This is a genomic window from Thalassotalea sp. ND16A (assembly GCF_000764205.1).
In the GTDB taxonomy this organism is placed as follows: domain Bacteria; phylum Pseudomonadota; class Gammaproteobacteria; order Enterobacterales; family Alteromonadaceae; genus Thalassotalea_A.
On the sequence record NZ_JQDZ01000007.1, the window covers coordinates 34,198 to 46,598 of the forward strand.

Consider the following 12,401-nt stretch of genomic DNA (forward strand, 5'->3'; position numbering starts at 1 on the left):
AAAAACCATCAGCCAAAGACTGATTCAAAAATTTTTACGAGGAATTAAACCCTAAGTTTTAGGTTTACGATAAACGTATTTAGTTGGATTTATTTGTTTATCGTTACGCAGGATTTCGTAATGCACGTGTGGGCCAGTGGAACGGCCGGTACTACCCATTAAAGCAATTGCTTGCCCTTTTGTAACTACGTCACCAATTTTTACCAGATGCGATTTATTGTGCGCATATCGGGTTTTATAGCCAGTGCCGTGATCAATTTCTACTAAATTACCATAGCCCCAACGCTCGCCAGCATAGCTAACAACGCCAGAACCCGTAGAAAATACCTGGTCATTTTCTTTACCGGCAAAGTCTACGCCTTTATGCATGGTAGGTTTGCCATTAAATGGGTCTTTACGAACTCCGTAATATGACGACAGCCAGCCTTTGCCAATTGGACGTCCGGATAAATAACTCGTACTTTCGATATGGTGACCCAATGCAAAAGATTCAAGTAGGTTAAGCTGATTTTCTTTTTGCTCAACGTTAATACTCAAATCCAATAATTGTTTCTCTAAATCGCTAAGTGAAAATTCACTCTTCAGAGCCACTGTTTGTGCTGGTCCACCGGTTGGCGGGAATGCCGCCATATTAAATTCATTCATTGGAATGTCGGCTTCATCGGCCAGCCTTTCACCTAAGGCATTTAAGCGTAATATATGGGACTGCATTTCCGCAATTTTTACACTTAAGGCGATCACTTGTTGATCATTGGCGATAGTTGATTCCGGTTTTTGTTTAACGGTTTGCAAGTGTGCCGGCACAACGTCGGGCTTTAACGCCGAATGCATCACTAAACCAGAGACCACGGCAAAGCCGCCGACAATAGCAAGCCATCTGGGTTTACTTAATTTTAATGAAAAACGGACATTCTGTCCGCGGTATAATAGTGTTAAACTCATTTAATACTTATATTATTGTTTTAGTCAAATTTCACTGCAAGGCGAACAAATACGATGAAGCGCATTGTCAAAGACCCACAAGATTTAAATTCCTTGCTTAAAAAAGCAAGTGGCAACATGGCCGACTTTTCGACTAAAGCGCAATCAATTAACATTCTGGCTGACATTGTACGACAAACTTGTCCCGATCTTCCAGAAAATGCTTGGCAATTAGCAAATTGTAGAGCAGATTTAGTAATAATTGAAGCTAAATCCCCCGTTTGGGGTCAACGTCTACAGTTTGAGCGTAACAATATAGCACAACAGCTGGCAATGCAAACCCAGGGAATTTTCACTAGAATTGAAATAAAAGTGAATCCGCACGGCAACATTCGTAAAGTTGAGAAGACAGTAGCAGTAAAAACCAAGAAACATATGTCGCAAAAAACTGCCGATCAAATTAATGAAGTCGCCGAGAATGCGCCGCCGGGGTTAAAGGAAGTGTTGCGCCGTTTGGCTAAGCATGTGAACGAGTAAAAGGGTACAAGGTACAAGGTACAAGCAGTACAGTTTAAGCGACACGCTAGCTTAAATAACAAGTAATATTTGTATTATCCGATAATTTAATTTCACTTTTCATCCGTCAACAAATCTGCCTGTACCTTGTACCCTGTACCCTGTACCTAAAAAAAGACATAAAAAAACCGGGATATTCGTCCCGGTTTCTAATGAGTCTTTTTTGCTTTACGCTAATACCGCATCTTGATACGCGATTGGCGATGGTCTTTCGTCTTCATAGGTTGCCCATTCCCAGCATTCAACTTGCTTAAATACTTCGCGTAGCAGCATGTTGTTTAATCCGTGACCTGATTTATAAGCATTGAGTTCACCCAAAATACTTGCGCTGCCCATGTATAAATCACCGATGGCATCGAGAACTTTGTGTTTGACAAACTCGTCATCATAACGCAGTTCATCACTGTTAAGCATACGATATTCATCAAGTACAATGGCGTTTTCCAGGCTGCCACCCAGGGCCAGGTTGTGCGAGCGTAAAAACTCGATGTCTTTCATGAAACCAAAGGTACGAGCGCGGCTGATTTCTTTGATAAATGAGCTACTGGTGAGATCTAGCGTCATATTTTGCGTGGTATTGGCGATTACCGGGTGATCAAAATCGATGGCAAAGTTTACTTTGAAACCTTCATGTGGGCGTAATTCTGCCCACTTGTCACCTTCTTCAACACGTATGGTTTTGGTAATGCGCAAAAATTTCTTCGCACACTGTTGTTCTTCAATGCCAACCGACTGGAGCAGGTAGACAAATGGTAACGCACTACCATCCATGATCGGAATTTCAGGAGAGTCTATTTCAACAATGATATTATCTATGCCTAACCCTGAAACCGCAGCAAGTAAATGTTCAACGGTGGAAATTTGAACACCTTGCTCGTTTACCAAACATGTACACAACGTAGTTTCACCAACAGCTTCCGGGGTTGCCGGAATATCAACTACTGGGTTTAAATCTACACGACGGAATATTACACCCGTGTTTGTTGGTGCAGGACGGAGAGTGATCTGCACCTTTTCACCTTTGTGTAAACCAACACCTGTAGCATTAATGCTTTGTTTGATCGTACGTTGTTTAATCATAATTCGCCTTTAAAACTTGCGTTCATACCCGTCGCTTTTAAAACTCTTGTTAAAAGCGGACGCATAATATAGCAAAATATCCGTTTGCAGTCAAAACATAAGCTCACTGGCCTAATATTTGCTTACACATAATTACCAACTGTAAATTAGTGTAACTATATGTAACTACTGTCGTTTTTTTATCGATTAGTTAATGCCGTTCCAGTAAATGCCAATGTGGCAACTGCTAGCACAAAACATTATAAGCATTATTTCACCATCAAGCTGAATATCAGCTGAACGGATGATGAAATGCACCGATGAAAATTCGACCTGCAATTTTTATATCGACCTGCTATTAGTCAGCCTGCTTTCGTAAAAACGCCGGGATGTCTAAATAATCGGTTTCAACCGCTGGCGCTGTTTGCGTTTGCGTTTGCGTTTGCACATTACTGTCTGCATACGCATTATTAGCAACTTCAGGCTCGGCACTTGGTGCATAGCTGGCATTTACTACCATAGGCTCTGGCTTTTGCATCGGCGGCACAATTGAAATTTCTGGTTTCTGTTGGCCAATACCGGTAGCAACAACGGTTACCCGTAAATCTTCAGTCATTTCAGGGTCTATTACCGCACCAACCACCACAGTCGCATTTTCTGAGGCAAAGGCTTTCACCGCATTACCAACGGTTTCAAACTCATCAATTGAAATGTCCATACCGGCAGTAATATTTACCAGGATGCCACGAGCACCGGCCAAATCAACATCTTCTAACAGTGGGCTAGAAATTGCCGCTTCCGCCGCTTCTTCTGCTCTGTCTTCACCAGATGCCTGGCCTGAGCCCATCATCGCCGTGCCCATTTCGGACATTACGGTACGCACATCGGCAAAATCGACGTTGATTAAACCCGGACGAGTAATAAGCTCGGCAATACCCTGTACCGCGCCGAGTAACACATTATTTGCCGCTTTAAACGCATCCAGCAAACTCGTTCCCGGGCCTAATACTTTTAATAACTTCTCATTCGGAATGGTAATTAACGAATCAACATTTTGTGACAAGAACTCGATGCCCTGATCGGCGTAGTTCATTCGTTTTTTACCTTCAAACGGAAACGGTTTTGTCACGACAGCGACCGTTAAAATGCCCATTTCTTTCGCTATTTCGGCCACGACCGGTGCCGCACCGGTACCGGTGCCTCCACCCATGCCGGCAGCGATAAAGATCATGTCAGAGCCTTGCAAAGTCTGACGTATCGTCTCTCTATCTTCTTCGGCACTCCGGCGACCAATTTCCGGATTGGCGCCAGCACCAAGCCCTTTGGTCACGTCACAGCCCATTTGCAACGTCACCGTTGCCGATGAATTGCGCAGTGCTTGTGAGTCGGTATTGGCAGTAATAAACTCTACTCCCTCAATGGTTTGTGAAACCATGTGTTCAACGGCGTTACCGCCACCGCCACCAACACCGATGACTTTAATCACCGCTTCTTCGTTGTGGTCTTCCATTAATTCAAACATATTTCTCTCTCCGTTCTATTGTTTTTTGTTCCACCAAAAAAATTGTTTATATTCTAAATATTTAACTTCGCCATAAATCTCACATTGCGTCACCAGCTGCGGGGAGTACCCACAAACAACGCCACGAAGTGGCTCATATAGACATGCGTAGCAGATCTATTATAGAAATGCGCAGCAGTTCTATTAAAATTGTCCTTTAAACCAGTTTTTCAGCCGCGATAACGCACTGACTACACCGTCACCTGAAGTGGCATCGCTATTGCCCTGATTGCTTGCCTGCAAGCCGTAATGCAACAGTCCGATGACTGTGCAATAACTTGGATCATTAACGTAATCGGTAAGGCCCTGTATATTTAACGGGCTGCCAATGCGTACCGGCATCTGGAATACCTCTTCGGCAAACTCGTTCACCCCTTCCATCTTCGCCGTACCACCGGTTAAAACGATACCGGCGGCTATTTGATCTTCAAGACCACTGTCTTTGATCTCTTCCTGAATGAGTTCAAACAGTTCGTGATAGCGTGGTTCAACCACCTCGGCTAAGGTATGACGCGACATGCTTCTTGCCGGTCGACCGCCAACACTCGGTACTTCAATATTTTCTTCCATGCTCACCATTTGACGTAACGCACAAGCGTATTGCACTTTAATGTCTTCGGCATGGCTAAGTGGCGTTCTAAATATTTTGGCAATGTCACTGGTAACCTGATTACCACCTACCGGGATCACCGAGCTATGACGTAATGCGCCACCAGTAAAAATGGAGATATCCATGGTACCTGCCCCCATATCCACCACACAAACACCCAGCTCTTTTTCATCGTCGGTTAATACCGCATAACTTGAGGCTAGAGCCGAAAAAATCAGTTGATCAGCCGATAATTCACAACGTTCAACACATTTGACGATATTTTTCGCCATGTCATTGGCACAAGTGACAATATGCACTTTTGCTTCCATGCGTACGCCAGACATACCGATGGGGCTTTTGATCCCCTCTTGTACATCGACACTGTATTCCTGAGGCAACACATGCAGCATACGACGTTCAGCCGACATCGGCACTGAGCGTGCGGTATGGATAACATTTTCGACATCTTCCTGCATCACTTCATGGTCATTAATCGGTACCATGCCGTTTTCATTTTGACAACTGATATGCTTGCCTGAGATGCCTAAATAAACCGAGCCAATGCGACAATCAGCCATCAATTCGGCTTCGTTAACGGCGCGTTGAATTGATTGAATTACCAGGTTAAGGTCATTCACCCCACCTTTGTCCATGCCTCGTGCAGCATGATGGCCCACCCCGATGATGCTTAACTGCTCATCATGAGTCACCTCACCGACTACCGCGACAATTTTCGAGGTACCGATATCCAGGCCGACAACCAAATTTCTTTCTGCTACTTTAGGCATTATCTGTTTGCTCTTTTTGTTCTTGTTGCTGTTGTTTATGATTTATCATATCGGTTAGCACCGGCTTCCAGCCAACGGCCATGCCGGTATCATAACGCAAATCAACATAGTCAACTTGCATGTCTTTTTTTGCATACACTTTAATTTGCGCGTAGGCATCCATAAAGCGCTGCACTCTTGTCACCCGGTCTTCGCGACCCAGCTCTAACAACACCCCATCGGCTAAGGTTAATTGCCACGCGTGACGTTCGGTCAGTACCAGTTCGTCAATACTTACTTGAATAAACGTTAACAGGTTATTCAAATTACGATAATTTTGCAGCGCCAACACTTCGCTGCCTTCCGGGCCAAAAAGTTTCGGTAACTTGCTAATCAGCCGGGTTTTGTCCGCCTGAAAAATCACCCCGTGTTCGTTGATAAAAAAATCCTCATTCCATTGCGCTACCGGAACTTGATCATTGACATAAACTCGCACTTCATTTGGCCATTGTTTGCGTACAGATGCCGAATACACCCAAGGCAATTTCTCTAAATCGCCTTGCACCTGATCCACATCCAACTGAAAAAAATTATCCAGCTCGCCCTGCTTTAACGTGTTTACTATTTCTTCATTGCTGGTAAACACAATATTGCCTTTAATCACTAAAGCTGAAACGGGTGACGCTTCATCCGCCATCATCTTGCTGGCTAATTTCCAACTGGCAGTGATCAGCAATAACACCACCAGAATGAAAAAGCCAAACCCGGACCAAAAGGTCAGGGGGGCATCTTTTAATGCCGTTATGCGATTCAACTCAAGCTGTTGTTTTTTACTCACCGCGTATGTTTACCTTCAACCTTGTTAAAGTTTCTAAAACTTATCTGCGCCACTTAATTGCAGCACTCGAGTGACTAATTGCTCAAAACCAATCCCGGCAGCTTTTGCCGCCTTGGGTACCAGTGAGGTTACTGTCATCCCCGGCACCGTATTGACTTCCAATAACTGAAACTTGCCATTGCTGTCTTGCATCAGATCCACCCGGCCCCAACCTTGCGCGCCGGTGGCGTTAAATGCTTTTAACGCGATAGTTTGCAATTCCTCTTCACGCGCTTTATCTAACCCGCACGGGCAATGATATTGAGTACAGTTGCTTTGATATTTTGCCTGATAATCATAAAACTCATTGGGCGTTACCATAGAGATTGCTGGCAATGCTTCATTACCCAACACCGAGACGGTAAACTCTGCACCACTTAACCAGGCTTCCACCAATATTTGTTGATCATATTTAAACGCATGTTGCAAAGCAGCATTTAATTCATCAATGCTGCTGGCGATGGCCATGCCGATGCTTGAACCTTCTTTCGCCGGTTTTACCATCACTTTGCTGCCAAGTTGCGCCAATACTCCTTCGGCGGTATCGCTTTCATAGTCAGCTTGATTGACGACGGCAAAATCGGCCGTTGGCAAGCCGGTTGCCTTAAATATTTGCTTGCTTCTGACTTTATCCATAGATAGCGCCGAGCCCAACACTCCCGAGCCAGTATAGGGAATATTTAAATACTCGAGTGCCCCTTGAATACAGCCATCTTCGCCACCACGACCATGCAAGGCGATAAATACCCGATCAATTTTTTGCGTTTGCAAATTGGCTAAATCAAAGCCCTGGGTATCAATAGCCGTTACCTGAAAGCCAGAATTTATCAGACCTTCGGTTATCGCCGCACCGGATTTCAGTGAGATTTCTCGTTCGGCAGAGTCACCACCAAATAACACCGCAATGTTTTCTTGTTGCAACGTTTTAAGGTCTAATAATGGTTTAACCATTGTCACTGCCTTTGCTTTTGCCTTTACGAAGGTTCAGTTTTTTAGCACTCACCATTTCTCGGGCAATTGCACCAATATTGCCGGCCCCCTGGGTGATCAACATATCACCATCATTTAGGATGGAGGCCATAATGTCGGGCAATTGTTCAGTTGTGCTGACATAAATCGGCTCTACCGAACCACGTAAACGAATACTGCGCGCCAGAGCCTTAGAATCGGCATTGGTGATCGGATCTTCACCGGCAGCATACACATCGAGCAATACCAATGAATCCACTGCGCTTAACACTTCCACAAAGTCTTCAAACAAATCACGGGTACGAGAATATCGGTGTGGTTGAAACATCATCACCAACCGGCGTCCGGGCCAGCCATTGCGCATCGCTTTTATCGTAGCGGCAACTTCTGAAGGATGATGACCATAATCATCAATCACCGTAATATCACCTTGTTGCGGCGTTAGCGTGGTGAGCTGCTCAAAACGACGGCCGATGCCTTCAAATTTACTTAATGAGGCAACAATTGCCTTATCGCTTACCCCTTCATCGGTGGCAACAGCAATTGCCGCCAGAGAGTTCAATACATTATGCAAACCCGGCAAGTTTAAACTAATTTGTAAAACCTCCTTGCCTACGCGATGTACTTTGAAGGAGCTCACCTGGCCTTTTTGCTGATAATCCGTGGCGCGTACATCGGCATCGAAGCTAAAACCGTAGGTGATGGTTTGACGACCGACCCTCGGCAGAAGTTCGCGTACCACATCATTATCGATACACATCACCGCTAAACCATAAAATGGCAAATTATGTAAAAATTCGATATACGTGTCTTTTAATTTTTCAAAATCACCGTCATAAGTTTCCATATGATCGGCATCAATATTGGTGATCACCGACACCATAGGTTGCAAATGCAAAAAAGAAGCATCACTTTCGTCGGCTTCGGCCACTAAATAGCGACTTTTGCCCAACCTGGCATTGGTACCAGCACTGTTTAACAAACCACCAATGACAAACGTAGGGTCGAGCTCACCTTCCGCCATAATGCTGGCGATCAAACTGGTGGTGGTGGTTTTACCATGAGTGCCGGCAATGGCGATGCCATGGCGAAAGCGCATCAGTTCGGCCAGCATTTCTGCTCGGCGTACCACCGGAATACGCTGCTTCTGAGCGGTTAACAACTCGACATTTTTCTTATTGATGGCGGTTGATACCACGATGACACTGGCATTCTGCACATTTTCAGGTTTATGGCCGATGGTGATTTTCGCACCCAATTTAGTCAGGCGATTAACCACAGGGTTAACACTGATATCTGAGCCAGTGACTTCATAGCCTTCGTTTAATAATACTTCGGCTATGCCACCCATACCGGCTCCGCCGATACCAACAAAATGGATAACTTTTACCCGACGCATTTCTGGAATCTTCATTTTCATATCTTTCATTATTTCACCAATGCTTTGCATATATTGGCCACAGTTTCGGTAGCATTAGGTGTTGCGGCCAATTTACTGGCTTTCGCCATATTTCGTAGCGCCGACTCAGAGCTAAACAGCATGTTCAATTTTTGCGCCAGTGATGTCGCATTTAACTGCGGTTGCGGCAATAATGTCGCGCCCCCCTGGCGCACCAAAAACTCGGCATTTTTAGTTTGATGATCATCAACCGCGTGCGGCAAAGGCACAAAAATAGCGGGTTTAGCCGCCATCGCCAGCTCCGAAACGGTTAATGCGCCGGCTCGACAAATCACCAAGTCGGCCCAATCATAAGCACTGGCCATATCACTGATGAAGTCAGTCACTTTTACCTTTTCTGGATTCACCCCATATTGGTGATAAAGCGCCTGAATATTGTCGCTATTACCACTGCCAGTTTGATGCCAAACATCAATATCCTGCAATTTAATCTGACTGATCGCTTGCGGCACGGTTTCATTGAGTACCTTGGCGCCTAAACTGCCGCCAACCACCAAAACTTTTTTATTAATGGAACGCGACGCCGTGACATTTAATTTAACTATCGCACTGCGTACCGGATTGCCAACCACTTCACTTTCGATGTCGCGGCTAAAGGCCTGCGGAAATGCGCTTAATACCCGGCTGGCAATTTTTGCCAAATAACGATTCGACATACCGGCAACGGCATTTTGTTCATGCAACACCAACGGAATTCGTTTACACCAGGCAGCCAAACCGCCAGGAGCACTGGCATAGCCGCCCATACCCAGTACTACGTCGGGTTGCACGTGTTTAATCACCTTTAACGATTGCCAAATCGATTGCACCACTTTAAATGGCATGCTTATCCATGATTTCATGCCTTTGCCGCGCAAACCGGAAATATTGATAAATGAAATATCAATATCGTGTGCCGGGATTACTGTCGCTTCCATTCGGTCACTCGTGCCCAACCAATGGACATGCCAACCTTGTGCTCTTAAATTTTCGGCAACAGCTAGCCCTGGGAAAATATGCCCACCAGTACCACCTGCCATCACTAATATCGTAGGACGTTTCGACACTACTTACGCCCTCCTGTTGCGGTTGCCTGAATTGACTGCAACCGTAATTCATGATCGATACGAATTAATATCACTATCGCTAAGGTCATGACAATCATTGAACTGCCGCCATAACTAATCAACGGCATGGTTAAGCCTTTGGTCGGAAACACTCCGGCACTGGCGCCAACATTTACCGCAGTTTGAAAACTCAGCCAAATGCCGATGGCATAGGCGAAGAAGCCTTCAAAATATTTTTCTTTTTCTAAAGCCCGTCGGCCCAGCAACAAGGCTTTAATGACCAAGGTTAAGCACAATGCCAATAAACAAAAAATGCCTAAAAAGCCGAACTCTTCGCCGACCACAGCCATGACAAAGTCAGTATGCGCTTCCGGTAAGTAATCGAGTTTTTGGATGCTATTACCCAGGCCCTGGCCAAAAAATTCACCACGACCATAGGCCATTAACGATTGCGTTAACTGATAACCACTACCAAACTGGTCTTGCCAGGGATCTAAAAATGACGTTACCCGGCGTAAGCGGTAGGGTTCATAGATCACCAACATCACAAAAGCACTTAACACCACGCCAACAATGGCGATAAACTGCCACAGTTTTGCGCCGGCTAAAAACAGTAATCCAAGGGCTGTTGCCCCCATCACGATTACCGTGCCCAAATCTGGCTCTAATAATAACAAAACTGCCAGCAAAAATAACACTAATAATGGTTTAAAAAAGCCTTTAAAGTTATCCATCACTTCATCACGACGGCGAACCAGATAAGCCGATAAATAACAGAAGAAAAATAACTTTGCCGGCTCTGCTGCCTGAATATTGATTGGCCCCACCATGATCCAGCGAGTCGAACCATTAACACTGCGGCCAATGAGCAACACCGCCACTAACAAAAACATCGCCAGCAACAATAACACCCAGCTGGATTTGTGCCACATTTGCATCTCTACCCGCAAGGCGATCGCGGCGATAAACAAGCTTAAGCCGATATAAATGGCATGACGAATAACAAAGTGGAACGGGTTATTAAATAGCTTTTCACCAATTGGCATCGACGAACTGGCCACCATGATCAAGCCGACTAAATACATCGTCAGGGCAATGATGATAAAGCCTCTATCGAAAGTGACCGGCGCATTACTGCTGCGGTTATCGCTTAACCAAGCAGGCAGTTCAGGCAGTCTGATTGCTGGCATAGACATAGCCATTAACTCATCTCCCTTACCGCGGCAATAAACATATCGCCACGCTGCATGTAGTTATTGAACATATCTATGCTCGCACAGGCCGGCGATAATAAAACCATATCGCCAGGCCGAGCTAATTTTCGACTTGCCTGTACGGCTTGCTGCAATGTTTCAACTTCAATGGCGTTTGCTGTTAGTGCCGCGATTTGATGCCCGTCTTTACCGAGGGTTATCAACTGATCAACCTGGCTCAGCGCCGGCTTTAATTCATTGAAATCTGCACCTTTACCATCGCCACCAGCGATCAAAATTAATTTATGGTTGCCATTGGCCAAGCCGGCAATTGCCGCTAGCGTGGCACCTATATTGGTGGCTTTCGAGTCATTTACCCATTTGATGCCATCAAAACTGGCTACTTGTTTACAACGGTGATCGAGTCCCTCAAAAGATACCAGGCTTTGTACCATGTTATGCAATGGCCAGTGAGCACAATGGCCCAAGGCCAGTGCGGCTAAACAATTGAGTTCATTGTGTTGGCCAACAATGGGCAGATGATCACAAGCAATTAAGTTGCTATCGCCATAGGCTAAATAACGAATACCTTTAGTTTCGCGGATGCCAAATTGCCCTGGCGCAGGAACACCAGGGCCAAAGCTGATATCTGCGGATGAAAAATCATTAGGTTGTGATATCGCTTCTTCGCGATTAACAACACGGCGTTTGCTCATGCTGAATATCTTGTGCTTTATCTCGCGGTAATTTTCCATGGTTTGATGTCGGTCTAAATGATCATCACTGATGTTTAACACGGTACCGGCAACAGCCTGCATTGATGCCATGGTTTCTAGCTGAAAACTCGATAGCTCAAGAATGACAAAGTCTTTATCTTCATCAACAATGTCTAGTGCAGGCACCCCAATGTTACCGGCAAGCGCCGCATCTATCTGGCAATACTGGGCAATGTGGGCCAATAAGCTGACCACCGTAGATTTACCATTAGAGCCGGTAACGGCAATTATTTTACTTGCTGATAACTGGCAAAACAATTCGACATCACCAATTAACTCGCTGCCCGCCTTTCGGTTGTCACTGATATCGCTAATGTTGATATCGACACCTGGGCTGGCAATAATAACATCGGCAGCGGCAATGGCTTGAATATCCCAACGACCAGTAATTAATTGTGCCTGCGGATTAAGCTCGGTTAAGCGCTGCACGCCTGGAGGATTGACACGGGAATCATTAACAATAAAGTCAAATTTTTGCGACGTTAAAAAGCGCGCACAAGATAACCCTGTGGCGCCTAATCCCAGCACTAATATTTGTTTATTCTGCAGTAATTCCAATGTTCTCATTGCCCGTTTCTTTTCCTGGTCCTGTCGAGGTAAATATT

The 12,401-nt window shown here is 45.2% G+C and carries 11 protein-coding genes; 1 reads left to right on the forward strand and 10 read right to left on the reverse strand.

Features of this window, described 5'->3' with window-relative positions; genetic code table 11:
- Nucleotides 1-51: 51 nt before the first annotated feature.
- Nucleotides 52-942 (reverse strand): M23 family metallopeptidase, encoded by an 891-nt coding sequence (locus ND16A_RS18095; RefSeq protein WP_033075796.1) that lies wholly within the window; start codon nt 940-942, stop codon nt 52-54.
- 54 nt (nt 943-996) lie between these two features.
- On the opposite strand from ND16A_RS18095, the gene ND16A_RS18090 reads away from it, so the two are divergent.
- Nucleotides 997-1,458, forward strand: coding sequence for a DUF721 domain-containing protein (locus tag ND16A_RS18090; RefSeq protein ID WP_033075797.1), 462 nt, complete (start codon nt 997-999; stop codon nt 1,456-1,458).
- Nucleotides 1,459-1,665: 207 nt separating this feature from the next.
- On the opposite strand, the gene lpxC is transcribed toward ND16A_RS18090, so the two are convergent.
- From lpxC to murD, 9 genes are all read right to left on the reverse strand, one after another.
- Nucleotides 1,666-2,577, reverse strand: coding sequence for a UDP-3-O-acyl-N-acetylglucosamine deacetylase (gene lpxC / locus ND16A_RS18085; protein WP_033075798.1), 912 nt, complete (start codon nt 2,575-2,577; stop codon nt 1,666-1,668).
- A 337-nt stretch (nt 2,578-2,914) separates the two neighbouring features.
- Complete coding sequence (gene ftsZ / locus ND16A_RS18080) at nt 2,915-4,078, reverse strand: cell division protein FtsZ (RefSeq protein ID WP_033075799.1); 1,164 nt, start codon at nt 4,076-4,078, stop codon at nt 2,915-2,917.
- A 183-nt stretch (nt 4,079-4,261) separates the two neighbouring features.
- Nucleotides 4,262-5,497, reverse strand: a complete 1,236-nt coding sequence (gene ftsA / locus ND16A_RS18075; protein ID WP_033075800.1) for a cell division protein FtsA — start codon at nt 5,495-5,497, stop codon at nt 4,262-4,264.
- Nucleotides 5,490-6,314: a cell division protein FtsQ/DivIB gene (locus ND16A_RS18070; protein ID WP_052072771.1), complete on the reverse strand. Its 825-nt coding sequence runs from the start codon at nt 6,312-6,314 to the stop codon at nt 5,490-5,492. The genes ftsA and ND16A_RS18070 overlap by 8 nt, the downstream gene beginning before the upstream one ends.
- A 33-nt stretch (nt 6,315-6,347) precedes the next feature.
- Nucleotides 6,348-7,304, reverse strand: coding sequence for a D-alanine--D-alanine ligase (locus tag ND16A_RS18065; RefSeq protein WP_052072772.1), 957 nt, complete (start codon nt 7,302-7,304; stop codon nt 6,348-6,350).
- Nucleotides 7,297-8,751 carry a UDP-N-acetylmuramate--L-alanine ligase gene (gene murC / locus ND16A_RS18060; protein ID WP_052072781.1) on the reverse strand — a complete coding sequence of 485 codons (1,455 nt, stop codon included), beginning with the start codon at nt 8,749-8,751 and terminating at the stop codon, nt 7,297-7,299. Before murC ends, ND16A_RS18065 begins: the two co-directional genes overlap by 8 nt.
- Nucleotides 8,751-9,827 (reverse strand): undecaprenyldiphospho-muramoylpentapeptide beta-N-acetylglucosaminyltransferase, encoded by a 1,077-nt coding sequence (gene murG / locus ND16A_RS18055; RefSeq protein WP_033075801.1) that lies wholly within the window; start codon nt 9,825-9,827, stop codon nt 8,751-8,753. Before murG ends, murC begins: the two co-directional genes overlap by 1 nt.
- Nucleotides 9,827-11,029: a cell division protein FtsW gene (gene ftsW / locus ND16A_RS18050; protein ID WP_052072773.1), complete on the reverse strand. Its 1,203-nt coding sequence runs from the start codon at nt 11,027-11,029 to the stop codon at nt 9,827-9,829. Before ftsW ends, murG begins: the two co-directional genes overlap by 1 nt.
- Nucleotides 11,029-12,363, reverse strand: coding sequence for a UDP-N-acetylmuramoyl-L-alanine--D-glutamate ligase (gene murD / locus ND16A_RS18045; RefSeq protein WP_052072774.1), 1,335 nt, complete (start codon nt 12,361-12,363; stop codon nt 11,029-11,031). The genes ftsW and murD overlap by 1 nt, the downstream gene beginning before the upstream one ends.
- Nucleotides 12,364-12,401 lie beyond the last annotated feature (38 nt).

Bases quoted from the DNA above. Each gene is read 5' to 3' on its own strand.
- ND16A_RS18095 (WP_033075796.1), bottom strand. From the start codon at position 942: ATGAGTTTAACACTATTATACCGCGGACAGAATGTCCGTTTTTCATTA.
- ND16A_RS18090 (WP_033075797.1), top strand. From the start codon at position 997: ATGAAGCGCATTGTCAAAGACCCACAAGATTTAAATTCCTTGCTTAAA.
- lpxC (WP_033075798.1), bottom strand. From the start codon at position 2,577: ATGATTAAACAACGTACGATCAAACAAAGCATTAATGCTACAGGTGTT.
- ftsZ (WP_033075799.1), bottom strand. From the start codon at position 4,078: ATGTTTGAATTAATGGAAGACCACAACGAAGAAGCGGTGATTAAAGTC.
- ftsA (WP_033075800.1), bottom strand. From the start codon at position 5,497: ATGCCTAAAGTAGCAGAAAGAAATTTGGTTGTCGGCCTGGATATCGGT.
- ND16A_RS18065 (WP_052072772.1), bottom strand. From the start codon at position 7,304: ATGGTTAAACCATTATTAGACCTTAAAACGTTGCAACAAGAAAACATT.
- murC (WP_052072781.1), bottom strand. From the start codon at position 8,751: ATGAAAGATATGAAAATGAAGATTCCAGAAATGCGTCGGGTAAAAGTT.
- ftsW (WP_052072773.1), bottom strand. From the start codon at position 11,029: ATGGCTATGTCTATGCCAGCAATCAGACTGCCTGAACTGCCTGCTTGG.
- murD (WP_052072774.1), bottom strand. From the start codon at position 12,363: ATGAGAACATTGGAATTACTGCAGAATAAACAAATATTAGTGCTGGGA.